The sequence below is a fragment of the Mucilaginibacter sp. GW821-FHT07G05 genome (assembly GCF_059418565.1).
Map to the genome: position 1 here is coordinate 280810 of NZ_JBWKQC010000004.1, position 21564 is coordinate 302373.

Annotated in this window: 20 protein-coding genes; 10 read left to right on the forward strand and 10 right to left on the reverse strand. The window is 43.1% G+C overall.

The features are described from left to right. The first annotated feature begins 22 nt into the window (after window positions 1–22). From AC07NA_RS12605 to AC07NA_RS12635, 7 genes are all read left to right on the forward strand, one after another. Window positions 23–799 (forward strand): peptidase associated/transthyretin-like domain-containing protein, encoded by a 777-nt coding sequence (locus AC07NA_RS12605; RefSeq protein ID WP_345213654.1) that lies wholly within the window; start codon window positions 23–25, stop codon window positions 797–799. After that, window positions 796–1119, forward strand: a complete 324-nt coding sequence (locus AC07NA_RS12610) for a hypothetical protein (protein WP_345213653.1) — start codon at window positions 796–798, stop codon at window positions 1117–1119. The genes AC07NA_RS12605 and AC07NA_RS12610 overlap by 4 nt, the downstream gene beginning before the upstream one ends. Before the next feature lie 59 nt (window positions 1120–1178). Then, complete coding sequence (locus AC07NA_RS12615; protein ID WP_345213652.1) at window positions 1179–2189, forward strand: DUF3078 domain-containing protein; 1011 nt, start codon at window positions 1179–1181, stop codon at window positions 2187–2189. Window positions 2190–2272: 83 nt separating this feature from the next. After that, entirely contained in the window at window positions 2273–3601 is a 1329-nt protein-coding gene (gene ffh / locus AC07NA_RS12620) for a signal recognition particle protein (RefSeq protein WP_345213651.1), read from the forward strand. A gap of 389 nt (window positions 3602–3990) precedes the next feature. After that, on the forward strand, window positions 3991–5586 hold the full coding sequence (locus AC07NA_RS12625) for a M1 family metallopeptidase (RefSeq protein ID WP_494897907.1): 1596 nt from the start codon (window positions 3991–3993) through the stop codon (window positions 5584–5586). 52 nt (window positions 5587–5638) lie between these two features. Then, entirely contained in the window at window positions 5639–7177 is a 1539-nt protein-coding gene (locus AC07NA_RS12630) for a YifB family Mg chelatase-like AAA ATPase (RefSeq protein ID WP_494897908.1), read from the forward strand. A 37-nt stretch (window positions 7178–7214) separates the two neighbouring features. Beyond that, window positions 7215–7820 carry a hypothetical protein gene (locus tag AC07NA_RS12635; protein WP_494897909.1) on the forward strand — a complete coding sequence of 202 codons (606 nt, stop codon included), beginning with the start codon at window positions 7215–7217 and terminating at the stop codon, window positions 7818–7820. A 12-nt stretch (window positions 7821–7832) separates the two neighbouring features. Here AC07NA_RS12635 and AC07NA_RS12640 read toward each other — a convergent pair whose 3' ends face one another. Continuing rightward, window positions 7833–8318, reverse strand: a complete 486-nt coding sequence (locus AC07NA_RS12640) for a hypothetical protein (RefSeq protein WP_494897910.1) — start codon at window positions 8316–8318, stop codon at window positions 7833–7835. Window positions 8319–8452: 134 nt separating this feature from the next. Between AC07NA_RS12640 and AC07NA_RS12645 the strand changes: the two genes are divergently transcribed. Further along, a complete protein-coding gene (locus tag AC07NA_RS12645) occupies window positions 8453–8824 on the forward strand; it encodes a response regulator (RefSeq protein WP_494897911.1) in 372 nt (123 codons plus the stop codon). Between the two features lie 59 nt (window positions 8825–8883). Here the strand turns inward: AC07NA_RS12645 and AC07NA_RS12650 are convergent, their stop codons facing one another. Next, window positions 8884–11808 carry an outer membrane beta-barrel protein gene (locus AC07NA_RS12650; protein WP_494897912.1) on the reverse strand — a complete coding sequence of 975 codons (2925 nt, stop codon included), beginning with the start codon at window positions 11806–11808 and terminating at the stop codon, window positions 8884–8886. A gap of 586 nt (window positions 11809–12394) precedes the next feature. Here AC07NA_RS12650 and AC07NA_RS12655 point away from each other — a divergent pair. Then, window positions 12395–12664: a hypothetical protein gene (locus AC07NA_RS12655; protein ID WP_345213644.1), complete on the forward strand. Its 270-nt coding sequence runs from the start codon at window positions 12395–12397 to the stop codon at window positions 12662–12664. A gap of 9 nt (window positions 12665–12673) precedes the next feature. Here AC07NA_RS12655 and AC07NA_RS12660 read toward each other — a convergent pair whose 3' ends face one another. From AC07NA_RS12660 to porX, 8 genes are all read right to left on the reverse strand, one after another. Further along, on the reverse strand, window positions 12674–13918 hold the full coding sequence (locus AC07NA_RS12660) for an aspartyl protease family protein (RefSeq protein WP_494897913.1): 1245 nt from the start codon (window positions 13916–13918) through the stop codon (window positions 12674–12676). A 534-nt stretch (window positions 13919–14452) separates the two neighbouring features. Next, a complete protein-coding gene (locus tag AC07NA_RS12665) occupies window positions 14453–15499 on the reverse strand; it encodes a YihY/virulence factor BrkB family protein (RefSeq protein WP_494897914.1) in 1047 nt (348 codons plus the stop codon). Between the two features lie 134 nt (window positions 15500–15633). Beyond that, the gene (locus AC07NA_RS12670) at window positions 15634–16314 is read right to left on the reverse strand and encodes a M15 family metallopeptidase (protein WP_494897915.1); all 681 of its coding nucleotides are present in this window, start codon (window positions 16312–16314) and stop codon (window positions 15634–15636) included. 3 nt (window positions 16315–16317) lie between these two features. Then, window positions 16318–17544, reverse strand: coding sequence for an alanine dehydrogenase (locus AC07NA_RS12675; protein ID WP_345213639.1), 1227 nt, complete (start codon window positions 17542–17544; stop codon window positions 16318–16320). 50 nt (window positions 17545–17594) lie between these two features. Further along, on the reverse strand, window positions 17595–18011 hold the full coding sequence (tsaE, locus tag AC07NA_RS12680) for a tRNA (adenosine(37)-N6)-threonylcarbamoyltransferase complex ATPase subunit type 1 TsaE (protein ID WP_494897916.1): 417 nt from the start codon (window positions 18009–18011) through the stop codon (window positions 17595–17597). A gap of 2 nt (window positions 18012–18013) precedes the next feature. Further along, on the reverse strand, window positions 18014–18388 hold the full coding sequence (locus AC07NA_RS12685) for a type II toxin-antitoxin system VapC family toxin (protein WP_494897917.1): 375 nt from the start codon (window positions 18386–18388) through the stop codon (window positions 18014–18016). Continuing rightward, window positions 18375–18539, reverse strand: coding sequence for a hypothetical protein (locus AC07NA_RS12690; RefSeq protein WP_494897918.1), 165 nt, complete (start codon window positions 18537–18539; stop codon window positions 18375–18377). Before AC07NA_RS12690 ends, AC07NA_RS12685 begins: the two co-directional genes overlap by 14 nt. Window positions 18540–18563: 24 nt before the next feature. Beyond that, a complete protein-coding gene (porX, locus tag AC07NA_RS12695; RefSeq protein ID WP_494897920.1) occupies window positions 18564–20117 on the reverse strand; it encodes a T9SS response regulator signal transducer PorX in 1554 nt (517 codons plus the stop codon). Window positions 20118–20335: 218 nt separating this feature from the next. Here porX and AC07NA_RS12700 point away from each other — a divergent pair, with 218 nt between their 5' ends. After that, on the forward strand, window positions 20336–21562 hold the full coding sequence (locus AC07NA_RS12700) for an HD domain-containing protein (protein WP_494897921.1): 1227 nt from the start codon (window positions 20336–20338) through the stop codon (window positions 21560–21562). Window positions 21563–21564 lie beyond the last annotated feature (2 nt).

A 21564-nucleotide genomic window follows, 5' to 3' on the forward strand; every position in this document is an offset into this window, starting at 1 on the left:
CTGTTAATTACTGTTAAATTATATGAGGAAGCTTTTGCAATCGGTTAGCTTTGGCCGCATAATGAAATTATGGCTGCTGCTACTGCTTTGTACCTCATCTACCGTGTTTGCCCAGCAAAAAACGATTGAAGGGATTGTGTTTGATAAAGGCACAACAGATCGCATTGCCAAAATCAACGTTTTAAATACTAATACCGGCAAAGCCGTTTATAATAACCTTAAAGGCGAATTTTCAATAGCGGCCAGTATAGGCGATGTTTTGATATTTACCCGTTTGGAGTATTACCCTGATACGGTTAAAGTACAAAACTTTGGCTCAATGGCGGTTTACCTAAAACGGAATGCCATACAGCTTAAGGAAGTAAACATACGCGATACCCTGTTAAGTCCGCAAAAATGGCTGGCTGCCACCAAGAGCGACTATACTAAAATATACGGCTCGCTGGCTTATAAAGATCTGCTGAGCACATCGCCGGGCAGTGGGGCGGGTTTAAGTATTGATGCCTTGTACAATGCCCTTAGCCGCAGCGGCCGCAACGCCGCGCATTTGCAGGAAATCATAGATGCCGATTTTAAGCAGAAGGAGATAGATTATCGCTTCAACAAAACGTATGTAAGCAATATCACCGGCCTTACCGGCATGCAGCTTAACGATTTTATGTTTAAATATCGCCCCGGCTATTACCAGGTAAAAACAGCCAGCGAGTACGAGTTTATCAGATCTATCCGTAACAATCTTAAACGGTATTTGCGCAACCCAAGGGCGTTCGCTATCGCGCCGTTATTGCAATCAAAATGAGCTTCAGGGTAATTGTGGTGCCGTTTTTAAATGTGGAGGCAATGGCTTTGTTCCCGTTCATATTGGTAAAAAATAAAGAAATGGCCGCCGATAAAACGCTGATCAATCACGAATTGATCCACCTGAAACAGGAGGCCGAGTTGCTGGTGATCCCATTCTACATATTGTATCTTTTAAATTACATTGCCAATTTATTTATCTACCGTAATCATAATAAAGCCTATCTTAATATAGTTTTTGAGCGCGAAGCATATAGAAACGAGAAAAATTACGTTTACCTCAAGCAGAGGGGTTTGTGGTTTTGGCGTTTCTGTTTCTGAACAATATGGCTAAATTTGCTCCGTATCACATTGATACGGTTGAGTTTTAATTGGGTAATATGATAAAAACCGTTACTAAGCTTTTATTTACAATACTACTTGCAGGCGCCGTACCGGCTTTAGCGCAGGTAAAAGACACCCTTAAAACGGATAGTGTTAAAATAGATACCGGTTTATTAAACAGGTACCGTATCGAATCGCGCAGGAACGCGCTCCCTACCCGTATTCGCCCGGTTGAACTGGTGCCCGAGTACATTCCGCTCAATATGCCCGAGTACAACATAAGCCACTGGAAGAGGTGGTTTACCGTGGCATTAAACTTTAACCAATCGGCCTTTAGTACCAACTGGAGCGCGGGTGGTGTAAGTGCAGTGGCAGTGGGTACCAATGTTATCATGAAAACGGAATACAATAAAGCGCCATTTTCATATACCTCGGAGGTTAACTTTTTATACGGCCGCTCAAAAAACAAAGGCCAGGGCGCGCGTAAAACCAACGACAGGCTTTTTATAGATAATAAACTGGCCACGCAGATGTCGAAAAGCTGGTTCTTCTTCGGGTCGTTAAGTATAGAAACCCAGGTTGATAAAGGTTTTCAGTATCCCGATCCAAATCCCCCGGTAGTAATATCAAAATTTTTAGGCCCCGGTTATATCACCGAATCGGTGGGTTTTGAGTATAAGCCAAACCGTTATCTTGATGTACGTTTAGGCACGGGTACAGCCCGCCAAACCCTGGTATTGGATACCGCGCTATACCGTACGCAACCGGGCAACTATGGTGTTACGGTAGGTAAAAGGGTACGTAACGAGCTGGCATTTCAGGGTATAGCCACATTTGATAAGGATATTATGCAAAACCTGCACCTTAACTGGCGCTACGCCTTGTTCATTCCGTACGGTCGTCCGCTCGATTTTACCAACCACCGTTTGGATGTTACGCTGATAGCCCGTGTAAACAAGCTGATAAACGTTACCATAAACGGTACAGCGCTGTATAATAAAGATACCTCTAAAAAAATACAGGGTACCGAGGGCCTTGCATTGGGCGTAATGTACCGTTATCCGTAATTATCGCGTTTAACTCACCGGCATAACCAATAAACTCACAACTAAATTGTTAACTTTGCATCCTCTAAAATTGAGGTAATATAATGTTTGAAAATCTTTCGGATAAACTCGACAGGGCGTTCAAGGTCCTAAAGGGTCAGGGCTCTATTACAGAAATTAACGTGGCTGAAACCATGAAGGAAATACGCAAAGCCCTTCTGGATGCCGACGTAAACTATAAAACCGCTAAAGCGTTCACTGACGACGTTAAGCAAAAAGCGTTAGGCCAAAACGTACTTACTTCTATTTCGCCGGGGCAGTTGCTCACCAAGGTAATGAATGATGAGCTTACCGAACTGATGGGCGGTACTACCTCTGATATCAGCTTTCCGGCTACGCCAACTATCATCCTGATTGCAGGTTTGAACGGTGCGGGTAAAACAACTTTTACCGGTAAACTGGCCAACTACTTAAAAACTCAAAAAAACAAAAAGCCTTTACTAATTGCAGGCGACGTTTACCGACCCGCGGCGATAGACCAATTGCAGGTATTGGGCCAGCAGATAGGCGTACCGGTTTATGCCAACCTCGAATCAAAAGACCCTATAGCTATTGCCAAAGAAGGTATAGCCTTAGCTAAACAGAATGGTAACAATGTAGTAATTGTAGATACCGCCGGCCGTTTAGCTATTGATGAGGCCATGATGGTGGAGATAGAGCAGGTAAAAGCCGCTACCAACCCGCACGAGATACTGTTTGTGGTTGACTCCATGACGGGGCAGGATGCCGTGAACACCGCTAAGGTGTTCAACGACAGGCTTGATTTTACCGGTGTGGTGTTAACCAAATTAGATGGTGATACCCGTGGTGGTGCCGCGCTGTCAATTAAATCGGTAGTAAACAAGCCGATTAAATTTATTGGTACCGGCGAAAAGATGGAAGCATTGGATGTTTTCCACCCTGATCGTATGGCATCGCGTATTTTGGGCATGGGTGATGTGGTTTCGTTAGTTGAGCGTGCGCAACAACAGTTCGACGAGAAACAGGCCGCAGAACTTCAGAAAAAGATCCGCAAAAATAAATTCGACTTTAACGACTTTTACAGCCAGATACAGCAGATCAAAAAAATGGGTAACATGAAAGATCTGATGGGCATGATACCGGGCGTAGGTAAAATGATGAAGGATGTAGAAGTTGATGATAATGCCTTTAAAGCGATTGAGGCTATTATTCAATCAATGACACCATCTGAAAAAGAAAATCCGGATAGCATTAACCAAAGCCGCCGTACACGTATAGCCAATGGCTCGGGTACCGATATTGCCGAGGTGAACCGCCTGATAAAGCAATTTGAAGATATGCGTAAAGTGATGAAACAAATGAGCAACCCCGCAGCCATGGCCAACATGATGCGCAGGATGCCGAAAGGATAATCACTGTCGCAATAAAATAGGAAGCCTCTGATTTATCAGGGGCTTTTTTTGTGCGAAATATTTTTGTCATCCCTAACCGAAAAGCATAAATGATTAAAAACAGCTTCTGCAATTAATCAGACTCAGCAGCAGAAGCAAATCGTATAATCAACTCACCCGGTCTACGCTTCGCTGGACCTGCCCTCTCTACGCGAAGCGTAAAGAAGGCAGGAAAAAAAATGAAAACCCCTCTTTACGCTTGCGTAGAGAGGGGTGACGAGCGAAGCGATGTCGGGGTGAGTCAAATATTGACCAGCTTTTAAGTTAATATGACCGATAGTGGGTAAAAGCGTAAACACACTATTAAAATTCATCAATTCTGTTTATTATTACTAAAATATCCTCTCCTCATGAAAAAGTATTGGCTCGGTTTCGTCATCACCATATTTGCCGTTAATTTAAAAGCCCAGGTACCCGGCGCGGCTATAGATGTGCAGCATTATAGTTTTAACCTGGTATTAAATGATGATAACAACAGCATAAAAGGGAAAACGGTAATTGATGTAACCGCTTTAAAAAACACCCCGGAGGTATCGTTCGATCTCATTGCTAAAAAGCAAACAGGCAAGGGAATGGTAATAAGCGCCGTAACCGAAAACGGGAAGGATGTTAAGTTTGAGCAAGGACCGGATGCGGTAAAGATCTTGTCGCCCATTGTTTCGCAAAGCAAACACAGCTATACGATCACTTATGAAGGTATCCCGGCCGATGGACTGATCATTTCTACCAATAAGTATGGCAAGCGCACGTTCTTTGGCGATAACTGGCTTAAGCGTGCCCGCAACTGGCTGCCATGTGTAGATGATGTGGCCGATAAGGCGACTGTTGAATTTACTGTTACCGCGCCTGCCCATTACAGCGTTGTAGCTAATGGCGTAAAAACGCAGGAAACAACCACCGGGCAAACCAAGCTAACACAATGGAACGAAACCGCACCCATATCAACCAAAATAATGGTGATTGGCGTGGCCGATTTTGCCGTAACGCAATCGGGCACGGTGAATGATGCTATCCCGGTTTATTCTTACGTATTTCAGCAGGATAAAGAGGCCGGGTTTAAAAGCTATGCCTGCGCTAATGAGATACTGCCGGTATTTATAAAAAAGGTTGGTCCGTACGCTTATAAAAAGCTGGCCAATGTACAATCGAAAACCATTTTCGGCGGAATGGAAAACGCGGGCGCTATCTTCTATTATGAAAATTCGGTATTGGATAAAGCCATTGAAGCATTGGTAGCACACGAAATTGGTCACCAATGGTTTGGCGATGCCGTTACCGAAAAAAGCAGCAAGGATGTTTGGTTAAGCGAAGGCTTCGCCACCTTTATGTGTAATTATTACCATGAGTATAAGTACGGCGTTGACAGTCTGAATAAACGCTTGATGGTCGACAGAAAAACCATCTTCAATTTCGAGAAAAACAGGCAAACACCGGTGGTGGATACCACGCAGGAGAAAGACCCACTAACGATACTTAACCCCAATGCTTACCAAAAAGGAGGCTGGGTATTACACATGCTTCGCCGGAAGATAGGGGAAGAGGCATTTTGGAAAGGTTTGAGAGCCTACTACGCCAAATACATGAACAAGAATGCCGATACCGATGATTTCCGTACCGAAATGGAGCAGGCAAGCGGCGCCGATCTTAAACCGTTTTTTAAACAATGGCTGAACACACCCGGTCACCCGCGTGTAGGGGTGATGTGGTCGTATGATGTAAAAAGGAAAAAGATCAGTTTAAATATAGATCAGAGCAATGCCCATACGTATGATTTGACCGTGGAACTTAAAATTGATAACACGTTGCACAAGTTTAAACTGAATACCGATTTTAAGGACTACGTGATACCTTATCCCGCAAAACCTAAAAGCATAATTGCCGACCCTAATGTAAACTTACTGGCCGAATTTGGTGTGCAGGAAATGGTATCGCCCGCAAAAAAATAACGGGCTTGTTGGCAAAAATCTATATCTTTCGCTGTAAATAAACTTTATTACAGTGTTAGTTAAAACTTTTGGCAGCGCGGTTTACGGTATTGAGGCTATTACGATAACTGTTGAGGTAAACATTGCAGCCGGTACTAAATATTTTATTGTAGGCCTGCCCGATAATGCGATTAAGGAAAGCTATTTCCGGATAGAATCGGCACTCAAAAACTGCGGTTATAAAATGCCCCGCCAGCAGGTGGTGGTAAACATGGCCCCGGCAGATATCCGCAAGGAAGGCTCGGCGTACGATCTTACCATCGCTACAGGCGTATTAGCCGCGTCGGGGCAAATAGAATCAGAAAATCTGGATAAATACCTCATTATGGGCGAACTTTCGCTCGACGGAGGATTGCAACCCATAAAAGGCGCTTTGCCCATATCCATACAGGCACGTAAAGAAGGCTTTAAGGGCTTCATATTACCCAAACAAAACGCGCGTGAGGCAGCCATAGTGAACGACTTGGAGGTTTACGGTGTAGAAAGCATTAAAGAGGTAATAGGTTTCTTTAATGGCGATATCAAACTTACCCCCGAAGTAGTTGATACCCGCGACGAATTTTACAACAGCCTGAGCAAATACGACAGCGACTTTAGCGAGGTTAAAGGCCAGGAAAATATAAAGCGCGCTTTAGAAATTGCCGCGGCCGGTGGTCACAATGTGATCCTGATCGGTCCGCCGGGAGCAGGGAAAACTATGCTGGCTAAAAGGCTGCCATCCATACTTCCGCCGTTAAGCCTGCACGAATCTTTAGAAACAACCAAGATCCATTCTGTTGCCGGTAAACTATCAGCAGCCGATGCTTTGGTGACTCGCAGGCCATTCCGGTCGCCGCACCATACCATTTCAGATGTTGCCCTTGTTGGCGGTGGCGGAAATCCGCAGCCCGGTGAAATTTCGCTGGCACATAATGGCGTATTGTTTTTGGATGAATTGCCCGAGTTTAAACGTACCGTGCTCGAAGTAATGCGTCAGCCGTTGGAAGAACGCCGCGTAACTATATCACGCGCCCGTTTTACGGTTGATTACCCATCGAGCTTTATGCTGGTGGCTTCCATGAACCCATGCCCTTGCGGCTATTATAATCACCCCGAAAAAGAATGCGTATGCCCGCCGGGCGTAGTACAAAAATATATGGCCAAAATTTCGGGCCCGCTGCTGGACAGGATAGACTTGCACGTAGAGGTTACCCCGGTAAACTTCAGCGAACTATCATCAGACCGTTTGGCCGAAAAGAGTGAACTGATCCGCGAGCGGGTAATTAAAGCCCGCGATATACAAATAGAAAGGTTTGGCGAAAGGCCCGATCTTCATGCCAATGCACAAATGAGCCCGCAAATGGTGCGCGATATTTGTAAAATAGACAATGCCGGGCAAACACTACTCAAAAAAGCGATGGAAAAGCTGGGCCTGTCCGCCCGTGCTTATGACCGCATACTCAAAGTAGCCCGCACCATAGCCGATTTGGCAGGAAGCGAAGATATATTATTAGAACATTTAGCTGAAGCCATTCATTTCAGAAGCTTGGATAGAGAAGGTTGGGCGGGGTAAGAGATCGTTGCCTGCTGCTTAGAACAACAATGGTATAATGAAAAATATAAGAATAGTTTTATTTTCTATCATTCTTTTTGCTTGCAAAGTATGCGAGGTTAACGGGCAAGATAACCCATCTTCTGTTGTTGTATTGCGAGGATATCTTGTAAGGCAATTTAAGATTCAGGAATTAAAAACCAAATCAGATAAGAGGTCTGTCCCTATTGACCATCACGAAACAACATTCTTTGTTCCGTTTGGCGAAAGTGGTTTAGATGCTGTAATGGATTCTTTAAATGTGTTTGAGCCAAATCAGGTTGTTTTTCTGCAATCTAAAGTAACAGATCAGTATATAAGAACCTATTGCAAAGGTAAAGAGCATCTGGTTTTAGCAAACAACAAGCCCCCTGTTTATGGAGTAAACCCTAATTATTTTTATGTTAAAAAGAAGGGCGATGACGATACTTTGTTTGCCTTTTACTATATGGAGTGTAAGGCGATAAAAAATATAATTCCTAATAATTCTTATAATACATTTAACCTGAATATTCCGCATAAAAAATCGGTAGATATGCTCACTTGTTATTTCATATATCAAACTACAGTGTTGCAAAATATAGCATCTGTTAACAGTGAAAAAATACTTCGGTATAAAATGTAAGGATCAACATGCTTATTTCTGAATTAATCCCGGATACTTTATAAGTACAATGCCCGGAATAATTATACTTTTCGGATCTTCCTTTTGAATTTTAATAATAGGGGTGGCTATTGCATCGGCTACCTGGTATGGGGAAATCATAAAATCGCCGGGTTGAGGTTTGCAGATCTCCGTATTGTCGACCGAAAAAATAAAGACTATCGGGTGCTGATTGATCTTCATCCTCTTGGGGAACTGGTACCCGATCAGGAAATTAAAGTTTTTAAATGCTTCAAGGGCCTTATTGACTACTATATATTTTACAACCCGGTTCTGCTTATTTGTGGTAACTTTTACAATAGCGTACATCCACTCGCAATTGTTTTTTAACTCTTCGGGCAGGTTGTAATTTTTGCCTACAAAATTAGTGAAATCGGTAAGCGGATTAGTTTGTGCCTTTGTACTCAAGCTTAATATCAGCAAACAAAAAGATATGATAATGGCTTTCAGGTTCCGCATGTTTGAGTTGTTATTTTGCAAAAAAATGCCTGATGCAAAATACTATTTTAAAAATAAATAGGTGTTGCTAAAACAATTATACCATTTTGAAACTTATAGTTAGTTTTACAAGCAACAATACCACAAAACCCACAATGACTACCCCCTCTAAAAAGATCATCATTTTTGATGATGATGAAGATATACTGGCTATATGTAATTACGTATTGGAAGAAAACGGCTGGGATATTACCACCTATAACAACTGCAATAACATTGTAGAAAAGGTATCTGCCACCATGCCCGATGTTATACTGATGGACAACTGGATACCCGATGCCGGGGGAATAAAAGCCACGCAAACTTTAAAAGCTACTGAAGAACTGAAAAATATTCCCGTGGTTTATTTTTCGGCAAACAGCGACATCCAAAAACTGGCCGAAACTGCCGGAGCCGAAACCTGGCTGGCCAAGCCCTTTGATCTGGGTGATTTGGAACGCATTATTACCAGCGTGATTAAACAGTAATTCATTTATCATATACAAGAAAGGCGCTCCTGTATTCAGGAACGCCTTTCTTGTATATTTTACATAGCACCTGGTCCGCCCGGACCGCCACCACCCGGGCCTCTGTCGCCACCGCCGCCTCTGAAATCGCGGGGTTGCTCACTTGGGGCTTTACCGGCAAATTTTTGCAGGCGTAAGCTGAAGGTAAGCAAAAAGTAACGGCCAAGTTTGTTAACATTGGTTTGCGTGGTAATGTTACCTACGTCGGTACTTGAAAAGCCGGTGTTTTGATTAAATAAGTCGAACCCTTGTACACGAACTGTCGCCATATTGTTTTTCAGGAAACGGCGTTCAACATACACGTTCAATATGTTAGGATTTTTAATTGGCACGCTGTAACCGTAGTTTAATGAGCGGGTAAAGTCGTAGCTTAAAGTCCAGTCTTTCCAAAAATAGTTTTTACCGTTAACACCTAAATTAAGCGTACGCACATTGGTGTTTTGGTTAAACAAAGGGTTGCTGTTTAACGAGTTGGTTGTTTTGTTGATAGAATAGCTGGTGTTTACTTCGGCATCAACAATATCGGTAAAGTTGGTACGGAAACGTATGCCCGGACTAACGATCAAACTTTTCGATATATTCTTCGCGATGGCCGACGATACGTTATTGCTATCGATAGAGCCCGAGAAACCGATGTTGTTGGTGTACGATACGTTACCGTTGATAATAAGGGTATACTTACGCTGAGCCCATGGTTTCGAGAACAAACCGAACGCGCTGGCCTGGTAGTAGCCGTCGGCATTGGTATAGGTAGTTAAGTTGGTGTTCTGAAAGTTTTTAAGATTTGGGTTAGCGCTAAGTACACTTTGGCTGAACCTAACCGGGTAAGTGATGGTAGAGGTTACTACCTTATCATTAGTTTGCGTGAACGACAAATTACTGAAAAATACGTTACCTGTTTCAAAGCTGGCATTACGGTACCTTAAATTTAAACGGTTGCTGAACGATGCATCCAGATTTGGATTACCCTGAACCGGGTAAAGCGCGTTTGAAAGATCGACCACCGGCTGTAACTCATTAAACTGCGGCTGATCGGCAGAACCATTGTAGTTAAAGCTTAATGATTTTGCACGGGAGAAGTTATACGTAAAACGGGCCGTAGGCACAAAGTTAAAACCAGTTACACGGGTGTTGGTATTGTTAGTGATAGATTGGCCGTCGAGCACCGTAGGCTGGCCGCCAACACCTAAGGTTAAATTGTATTTGCTTTCTATTAAGCGGTAGTTGGCACCAAACAGGTTGGTAGTAAATGTATAATTATAGTTATTGCTTAACAGCGCGTATTGGTTAAAGTTATCCTGTAAGCCACTGGTAATATCAAGCGTATCGGTTCTTTTATCGCTGGTGGTGTACGAGTGGTTAAAAGCATAGTTTAACTCCAGGAAAGATACCTTGCTTAACGGCTCCATGTACGATAGGTTAGTCCCGTAAGTAGTGGTGCGGCTGTTGGTGTTAATGCGTTGGTTTAACGGCGATGTTGGCACACCTGCGGTATAGTTATATATCGGGTTATCAAACTGTGTATTCTTTGTAGAGTTGAACGACATGTTTACGCTGAAGTTACGGCCATGCGAGTTAAACTTGTGGTTATATAACGCGTTCAGGCCAAAATTTGGCGATGTTGAATTGGTCACCGAGTTTACATTATAAGCCAGATTGGTGCTGTCGCCACGGGTTGACAGTACATCTTCAATGCTGTTAACATCATTTTTTGAATACGAGAATGACGGTACGAACTTAAAGTAGTTCATAGAATCGAGCCTGTACTCAATATTGAAGTTGAAGCGGTGGTTAATCACCCCACGATCCTGGTTACTGGTAGAGTTACTGGTACTTGGGTTTACAAATTTATTGATCTGTAATGATGTTGAATTAGTAAATGTGCTGTTATCGTTAAAGCTGTAGCTACCGTAAACAGATACCTTTTTACCCCACTCGTCCCTAAAGTTTAAGCCGATAGATTTTGAATTGGTGATACCATTGGCGCCTGTTGTTTGGCCGCTGCCTTGCAATGCGTTACCACGACCACCGCCGCCACCACCACGATTACCGCCTCCGCCGCCAACACCGCTGCCGCCCGAGGCAGAAGTAAAGTTGAACGTATTAACGTTGGTGTTGTTCAGGTTACCCATAACAGATACCTGTTGATCGCCATTGAAACGATAATAGTTTAACAAGCCGATGTGCCTGTTATCATTACTAACGCCCGGATTACTTGGTAGTGCATCACTGCCATCACCGGCTGTAGCCTGTAGGGTGTAGCCGTAGTTTTTATCCTTACGGATGTTGATGTTCAATATCTTGTTAGGCTCCCCGGTTTTAATACCGGTAAGGTTGGCCTGATCGCCATAATCGTCAACAATTTGTATGTTATCGATAATATCGGCAGGCAGGTTTTTAGTGGCCGATAATACGTCGCCGCCAAAGTAATCCTTTCCGTTAACGCGCACTTTGGTAACGGATTTACCTTCGGCGCTTACGTTGCCGTCTTTATCCACATCCACACCTGGTAGCTTTTTGAGCACATCCTCAATAGGCGCATTGGCGCGTACCGGGAAGGCGCTCACCTTGTATTCAACCGTATCTTCTTTTACGGTAACGGGCGTTACGCCCACTACGCTAACCCCGGCTAACTGGTTGCTTTGCATTTGCAGCACAATAGTGCCCACGTTGGCGGGTTTTGTATCGGCATCAAGCGTAAAGTGTTTTAAAAGGGTTTGGTAGCCTATTGATGATATGGTGATATTCAGTTTGGTGCCTTTTACTGATGGAAAGCTGAACTTGCCATCAACATTGGCTGCAACAACAGTACTGTCGCCTTTGTCTGATGTTAGTTTAACGCTGGCGCCGGGTACCGATAACTTGGTAGAATCGAGTACCGTTCCGCTAACTTCCCTGCCCGATTGAGCAAAGGTGCGGGGTGTAGCGAGGCAGATAACTGCCATGATAAGTAATAGATATTTCATATATGGTTTAGCAAAGTCTACTGTATATTTTGCAGTAGAGACAACAATTATTATACAAATGTTTAACTATTAAATGTTAAAACAATATGTATACATAGCATTGTTACATAGGCCTGTAGGCCATTTTTGCTACCGGATATGGCGAAAACTAACCGGATATGTCATTATTTGACCTCTACAAGGCTTAATTGGCCACATTTAATATTAAAACAGTATTAAATATGTGTGTTTATCACAATTTAACAATGTTGTTACCATGGCTGCACTAATTGCCATAGTGTTTTATACCGCCTGCATTTTAGTTCAACGTTGTAACATCCGTATTAAATTATGTACGATAGTAGGGAAAGGGTAGCATCGGCGAAAATGCCGTAAGCGGTTGGTTAAGTAATACGAAAGTGTGGTTAATAGCTGTATTATAGCAAATGTGTGTTGTAACAGAGGTTGTTACAATTGTCGCTAACAAGAGGAATCCACACCTGTTGGTAAAATAATAAACAATGGGTTGTAACAAACCATTGGTTGTGTGCGTTAAAGTTAAATTACATCGTCACAATATTAACCTATGGCTAAAAACAGAGCATCGTTGCACTCACGGGTGCACAAGTGGATCAACACGATCGGATTCAGGCTAAATGCCTCGCAAACGGGTAAGGATAACGTTACCACGAACCATTATTTTTTTGAAACTTTTAATTTTATTGAAAGCGAAAAGAACAACGATCATTCAAAATCAAAGTTTCTTTGTTTTGATATGTATGGCGAAAAGATGAACGTAAAGTCATTGCTTGATCTGCAATCGGCGTTTTTCGATAACATCAGTCAGCTTAAATAAGCAAGGGATTTAAATTCTTCGTTTTAATGTTATGATCACCCTTTCAAGAACCTTATCATGGTATATGTCAAGCAGCAAGGTTCGCTGGTCGCGTGACCGGAACAAATTGTCTATTTGTTCCAGTGTCATCTCTGTAACGGGTTTAAAGTTGATGGCTACAATTTCATCATCTTTTTCAAGCCCTATATCATAGGCCGGCGAACCGGGCTCCACCCGGCTAATGATCACCACTTTGTGATCTTTGCCGCTGCCAAAATATTCAAGTCCGCTCATGTCGTGCTCAAAGGGCTCTTTAAAACCGCGGCCTTTTTTTAAATACATGGCGTTGCCGGTATAATCAAATACTATCGTAAACCGCTTTAAAATATCCATCCCCAAATTGCCATCGCGTGCAATAGAAGGCCGTGTATTGGTGTTCTTATCGCCGGGCATGGAAGTGAGCACATCTTTAATCTTATAATTGCCGAGGTCAACCTCGGCCACCCGGCTGATAAAACCACTGATCGGGCCGTTTAAGCCTATACCCAGGTTGGCCGCTATAAACTTTTGCGGCAACCCTTTATTCTTAATAAAATTATCCAGCGAAATGGGGTGCCCAGCACCAAGATCAATGATGAGTTTGTTGATAGACAATGTACCGTCGGTAAGCTTCACTATAGCATCCAAATAAGGCTTTTTCTCTTCAACGGTGATGGGTATACGGGAGCCCTTCTTAAGCATTTTAATATCCGCCGGCCTGCAAACGGTAACGGTGCTATCATTAAAATTTATTTTAACTGCCAGGTTATTAAAAAACTCATACCCCAATAAACCATGAATAGGCATACCTACATAGCTACTCAAGTTGAAATGGTCCCTTTTTAATATAGCAGCCGATACCGCGTAGCTTTTTAAGCCGGGGATATCTACATTCAAAGGCGGGGTTACAAAAGCCTCGGCATCACCACCCTCGCCAAGTCCCGGAATTTTAACGGTTCTTTTATTGGTAAGGTGGATAGAATCAACCAAATTGGGCTCGGTGATGAGCATAAGACCTACGCCGGTATCTAAAATGAAGTTGTACGGGCCCGCGTTATTAATATGCAGTTGTATAACCAGCATGTTGCGCACATGCTTAAAGGGCATGGTTACCTTCCTGCGGCCTTCTTCCAGATCAAAATACTGGGCGTTGGCTGTAGTAAAACAAGCACATAAACAACAAATAAGAAAAATAAAATGTAGTATGTGCTTACCGGTAAATGAACGGGTTAGCAAGGCTTTATAATTAGTATTTAAATTTACGATAAATACTAATTATAAAGCAATTTATATTATTGCCGAAAAAAGCGGGCGGGGGGTAGCTTTGACAACTTTTTAAAAGTTGTCAAAGCTGAAAGTTCATGATAGCAATTAGCAGAGGCTCGCTTCCCGTCAGCAAACAGCTTCGGGTGAAAACGGGCAGAACTGTGATGGCCAATGAGCGCAAAGGCGGGCATAGCGAACTTGTTGCATGTGTGCAGGAATAAGCGCAGTGGGGCAAAAGTTCCAGCCCTAAGTTCTGTACGGTTTGCAGGGAATGGCCTTGTGCGGCAAAGAAGCCTTTTGCTGGACAAGGGTTTTGTTACTTTTGCCCTCAAAAGTAATGGGCCCTGCGGCCAAGAGCAGACTAATGTTAATCATAGCACCACCGAAACCTACGTAGAGATTGCTTCGTTCCTCGCAATAACGCGATTTATATAAAAGCAGAACGCAACCAGATTACTTCGTGCCTTGCAGCAATGACAATAGTAAATAACGTGTTAGACAGGATTACGCCTTCTTATCATCCTTACACTCATCCTTATCCTTATTAGCATCATCATCACATTTTAAAGCGCCTTCCAATTCGGGGTTTTGTGGTGGAATTTCTTTAACATTTCTTTCTACCTCGGTTTGCTGTACATGTACAGCATAATCAGCCGGCTCAATGTGGCTGCCATTGGCTTCAGCATAAACCTGCGTAAACTCGGCTCCGATGTAAAGTATTGCGGCCGTGTAATAGATCCACACCAAAATAATAATGATAGAACCCGCCGTACCATAAGCCGAACCCTGTGCGGTATACTGAATATAGTTACTGATAATGTACTGGCCTAAAATAAATAACAATGCGGTGAAGATAGCACCTGCACGTACGTCTTTCCACTTGATCTTAACATCGGGAAGTACTTTAAAAATGATACCGAACAACACCGAAATCACCAGGAGAGTAATACCGAAATTAATAGCGAAGATGATAGTCCGGCCAACGACTGCCGATATGGAAGACCCCAGTACATGTGGCAGGAATTTAGTGATCTGGTCGCTGAAAGCACTGATAACAACGCTGACCAACAGCGATGTAAGTAACAAAAACCCTAAGCTGACTATGAGCGAGAAGGAGAGAAAGCGGTTTTGGAGCATCTTGACCCAGCCCTTTTTTGGCTTTGCCTTTACCCGCCATATTATGTTCAACGAATCTTGTATCTCTAAAAAAATACTGCTGGCACCCAATAGCAAGGTAACAATACCAACAGCAAGACCAATACCGCTTTTACCTTCAATATCCTGACTTTTAACGGTTGCTTTTATCTGGTCGGTAGCCTTGGTGCCTACATATTGCTCTATTTGTACATAAAATGTATCCCTGTTTTTTTTATCCTTTAAAAAGATACCGGTAACAGACAATATCAATATCAGCAATGGCGCTAACGAAAATATGGTGTAGTAAGCCAATGAGGCGCTAAGCTTTAAACCGTTATCGTTACCAAAACCGCTAAATGTGGCCAGGATAACCTTCCAAAACTGTTTAAGATATTCTTTACTAAATATTTTCATATACAGGCATTGTGTTGATGTTGAATAATAGAACTTACTCGTTAAGCAATTACGCGCGAAAATTGTTTAGCAATTTTGATGCCTTTATGGCCAAAAGCCCAATATTCATGCATATTGCAACAGCACCGTTACGCTTACAGGTCCTCAAACGGAATATCAAGCAAGCCGAATTTATCCCACCCTTTAAAATCGTAATGCCACCATTCGGATGGGTATACGCTGAAACCGTTAGCTTCCATTACCTTTTTTAACAACTCGCGGTTATGCAGTTTTTGGGGCGAAAGCGGACCGTAATTGGCAGCGGCTTCCTTTTTAAAACTATCGTAACCGGTAGGCATATCCAGTTCTTTGCCGGTTTTAAGGTTGATAAGGGTAAGATCAATAGCGCAGCCCCGGTTATGGCGCGAACCCTTACGCGGATCGGCCACGAAGGTGGTGTCCTTTGCAATTTCGTAGAACTTTACGGTAATAGTGTACGGCCGGTAGCCATCAAATATTTTTAAGCCAAGGCCAAGGGGCTTTAAATCGGTCTGTATTTTTTGGAGCGATTTGACCACCGGCAAGCGCGCGAACGCCCGTGCCTGTTTATACACCGGCTGCCCGGTAAAATTGTTTTTTGTAGCATAGCGGATGTCGAGCACGATGCCCGGTATGTACTTCTTTATTTCAACCAGCTGGTTATCCGGATTTGCTTTTACTTCGGCAGCGTATTTTGCGGGTGATGTAATTTTTGAGGCATCAATAAACTTGTACTGTTGCGCATACACCGGCAGCCCGATGGTCAGCAGCAAAAAGTACAGCAATTGTTTCTTCATAAATTATAAGCTGGAAACGATCAGCAGGTCGAGATCTTTACACGGGATGTTGAAACGTTCGCCAATATGTTTATTGGTTAAGTGGCCCTGGTAAATATAAACCGCGTTACGCACCCCGGCCTTTTGCCATATCACATTCTTAATGCTGCCATGTTCTCCAATATCAAGCAGGATTGGCGCGAAGATATTGGTAAGCGCGTAAGTAGCCGTACGGGCCACACGTGAGGCGATGTTAGGCACGCAATAATGGATCACATCATACTTGCGGAAAACAGGATGGGTATGATTGGTTACCTCCGAGGTTTCAAAACAGCCACCCTGATCAATACTTACGTCGATAATTACCGAATCGCGCTTCATGCGGCTCACGGTTGATTCGGAGATGATACACGGACTGCGGCCATCTTCGGCACGTAAAGCGCCAATGGCAACATCACAGGTGGTAATGGCCTTTTCCAAAACAATAGGCTGCACTACGGATGTAAATACCCGGTTGCCAATGTTGTTTTGCAATCGGCGAAGTTTATATATCGATGGGTCGAACACCTTTACCTCGGCTCCTAATGATAAGGCGGTACGTGCGGCATATTCGCCAACGGTACCCGCGCCTAATATTACAATTTCAGTAGGCGGAACACCGGTGATACCACCCAGCATCAGGCCTTTACCTTCAAAAACGTTGCTCAGGTATTCGGCTGCTATCAGTATGGAGGTAGCGCCCACAATTTCGCTCATGGCGCGTACTACGGTAAGCGAACCGCCTTCATCAAGCAGATGTTCAAAACAAAGAGCGGTAATTTTTTTGTTGAGGAGGGCTTGCAGGCTCTCGGCCTTCATGGTAGCTATTTGCAGGGTTGAAATAAGCAGCTGACCGGGTTTCATCAACTCAATTTCGGCCGGGGTTGGCGGCGCTATTTTGATGATCACGTCGGCCTCGTATACCGTTTTGGTGTCGTATACAATTTGCGCGCCTTGCTCGCTGTAATCCTTATCTAAAAAATTAGCGGCTTTACCGGCATTGCTTTCCAGTATTACATCGTGCCCGTTATTTACCAGTAGGGCTACCGAAAGAGGGGTTAGCGGAATGCGGTTCTCCTGGAACGAAACCTCTTTAGGAATACCGATGTAAAGTTTGTTTTTCCTGGTTTTTACTTCCAGCATTGACTCCTGGGTTTGTCTTAGCGCCTGCCTGGCTACATCAGAAAACCCACTGTATTTCCCTGAACTCATTACGTATCAATTTCTGGATGATGAAGATAAGGAAAAAACGCAAATCGCGCTCAAATGTTTTCAACGTTTATCAGCCTCGGTCCATCGTTTTGCGCGGTGATGCTTACACGGGTATAATGGTCGGGCAGCAGATCGGGTATTTTTTCGGGCCACTCAATAAAGCAGTAGTTGCCCGAATAAAAGTATTCTTCATAACCCATATCCAGCGCTTCCGACTGTTGCTTGAGCCGGTAAAAATCGAAATGGAAAATATTATTGCCCCCGCCACGATATTCATTAACAATAGAAAAAGTAGGACTGGTAACCGGTTCTTCTACACCTAACGCGGCACATAATTGTTTAATAAGCGTTGTTTTACCCGCGCCCATGTCGCCATAAAACAAAAATATTTTATTGGTACCGGCCTCGGCCAGCAATTGCGTTGCCGCTTCGGGCAGGTTTGATAATGAGTTGGCGGTAATTAGCACGATTATGATTTTTCGTACAAAACTAAATCAAGTTCTTTAAATTTCTGAAATCCCTTGTCTGCGGTAAGTAAGGGAAGATTGTATTTTAATGCAGAAGCTGCAATTATACTATCAGGTAATTTAGCTTTGGAATCTCTTCTTATGGTTATTGTTTTAGATTTAATGGCATCATCAATATTAACAACGTGCACCGATTGAATAAATTCATCCAGCGCTTTTATTGCAGATAAACTATTGCCATGATAAGAGTAAAGTTCCATTTCAGTAATAATAGAAATGTAAATGCTCTGATCTTGCAATAGTTCAGTCAATACCGAATCGCCATTTAGCAAGTAGATGCAAACATTGGTATCTAAAAAGATATCAGTTCCATTCATCCCTTAACCTTTGTTGAATTGCTACCGCATCTTCTTCAACCTTCAGGATACCACTGAACTTTTTTGCATCAAAAGATTTTTTTAATTGTCTTTTAGCCAGTTCATCCTTTAGTTTATGAATATCCTTATTCGTTTTCAGTATAAGTACCATATTCAAAAATAAGCAAAATAATAATTATTTCGGTCCGTAAGTAACCACCGGAATAATCATTTCTTCTAACGAGATACCGCCGTGCTGGAAGGTTTCGTTATAAAAATTCACAAAGTGGTTGTAGTTGTTAGGGTATACAAAGTAACCATCGCTTTTTGCAAACACAAAGCTTGAGCTTACATGCAGCTTGGGCAGCATGGCATCGTGCGGGTTACGAACATGGAATACCTCTTTCGGGTTAAAATTAAGGTTGCGGCCTTGTTTATAACGCAGGTTGGTATTGGTGTTACGGTCGCCGATGATCTTGCTTGGGTTTTTAACCTTGATGGTACCGTGGTCGGTAGTGATCACTACGCGCACTTGTTTTGAGGCCAAAAATTTCAGCAGATCAAACAATGGCGAATGCTCAAACCATGATAATGTTAAAGAGCGGTAAGCGGCATCGTCGCTGGCCAGCTCGCGGATCATCTGCATATCGGTACGGGCGTGCGACAGCATATCCACAAAGTTATAAACCACCACGTTCAGGTCGTTAGTCATGTAGTTGCTTATCGATTCGTTAAGCGATCTGCCCTCGTCAATGTTCAGTATTTTATGGTACGAGAACTTGCATTCCTTACGTAACGAGCGTTTGATCTGGTCTTCCAGGAAATCGGCCTCATATAAGTTCTTGCCGCCTTCATCCTCGTCGTTCTGCCATTTTTCGGGGAAGCGTTTCTCCATATCCAAAGGCATCAGTCCCGAGAAGATGGCATTACGCGCGTATTGTGTAGCGGTAGGCAAAATACTAAAATAAGTATCCTCTTCTTCCAAACGGAAATATTCTGATATAATAGGGTTGATGATCTTAAACTGATCATACCTTAAGTTATCTATCAATATAAAGAAAACCGGCCCGTTGCCATCAAGCTTAGGGAATACTTTTTTCTTGAACAATTGCGGCGAACTGGTTGGCGCGGTATCCGGGTTTTTAACCCAGTTGAGGTAGTTCTTTTCAACAAACTTGCAAAACTGTACGTTAGCCTCGGCTTTTTGCAGGGTAAGTATCTCGTGCATGCCGGCATCTTCCAGGCTTTCCAACTCCAGCTCCCAATAGATCAGTTTTTTGTATACATCCACCCATTCCTGGTAGCTTAGGTTATCATTAAGCGTCATCCCCAGGTTACGGAAATCCTGCTGATAGGCCATAGTGGTTTTTTCGGTCACCAGGCGCTTGTTTTCGGTAAGTTTTTTAATGGTAAGCAGTATTTGCTTAGGGTGCACCGGCTTAATCAGGTAGTCGTCTATCTTCGATCCGATGGCATCTTCCATCAGGTATTCTTCTTCGCTTTTGGTGATCATTACAATAGGCACATCGTTATTGATGTTCTTGATCTGCGTAAGGGTTTCCAAACCGGTAAGGCCGGGCATGTTCTCATCCAGGAAAACCAGGTCGAAATAGCCATTTTTAAAAGCCTCAATGGCATCGTTTCCGCTGGTTACGGTACTTACCTTGTATCCTTTTTCGTTTAAAAAAAGTATATGTGGTTTTAACAGATCAATTTCGTCATCGGCCCATAATATTGTTGTATCCTGCATGTTGTTAAATATTTAAGATGCCCTTAACCTTTATTTATATTTAAACTGATCAGTTTATAGGTATGGGGCAGTTTGTAATTCTAAAAAAATTTGATCAAGCCTATAACCGCAAAGCAAAGGTTTTGTTGTTGAATATTATATGGTTTAACAAAAAATAACAAATATAAGATACTTTAATAAAGCATATTTGACACATTTGCAAAGTTTTAAAATTAGCATTGAATAAAAAGAAAATTATAAACGACCCTGTGTATGGTTTTATCAGTATCCCATCAGAGCTGATATTCGATCTTATTGAGCACCCATACTTTCAGCGGTTAAGGCATATTAAACAACTGGGGATGACGCACCTCGTATATCCCGGTTCGTTGCATACCCGCTACCACCACGCGTTGGGCGCCATGCACCTGATGGACCTGGCTATTGAAACCCTGCGCGACAAAGGCCACGAGATCTCTGCCAAAGAAGAAGAATCGGTTAAGATCGCCATCTTGCTGCACGATATTGGCCACGGCCCGTTCTCTCACGCGCTGGAGCATACCATAGTTAAGGAGATCAGTCACGAAGATATATCGGCCATGCTGATGGCTCGTATTAATGACGAGTTTGATAGCCGCCTTGAAATGGCAATCAGTATATTCAATGATACGTATCCTCGCCGCTTTCTGCATCAACTGGTTTCAGGCCAGCTGGATATGGACAGGCTGGATTATCTTAACCGCGACAGTTTCTTTACCGGTGTTACCGAAGGTGTGGTAGGTTCAGAGCGGATCATTAAAATGCTCACTGTTAAGGATGATCAGATGGTGGTAGAAGAGAAAGGCATTTATTCGGTAGAGAAATTTTTGGTGGCCCGCAGGCTAATGTACTGGCAGGTGTACCTGCATAAAACAGTAATAGCGGCCGAAGAAGCCCTTGCCAAGATCTTGGTACGAGCCCGTGAGCTGGCATTGAGCGGCACCGAACTGTTTTGTACGCCTGCGCTCCGCCATTTTTTATATAATACGATTACTAAAGAGCAATTCATCAACGAGCCGGTACACCTTAAAACGTTTGCCTGTTTAGATGATACCGATATTATGTCGGCCGTGAAGGTTTGGGTTGATAGCGAGGATATAGTTTTGGCTATGCTATGCCGTAATTTGGTTTACAGGCGCTTGTTTCATGTAGAAATTACCAAAACACAGCCCGATGAAAAGGTTGTTGCCGAATTGCGCCAAAAGGCGATGGAAGTGTACAACATCAGCGCACATGAGGCAGCGTACTTTGTATTTACCGATACCATACTGAACAATGCTTACAAGGTAGATGATGCTAACATACGCATACTGATGAAAGACGGCAGCGTAAAGGATATTACCTCTGCCAGCGATAATTCGAGCCTGGAAGCCTTGACGAAAACAGTAAAAAAATATATTATTTGTTATGCCAAGCACTTATTATAAAT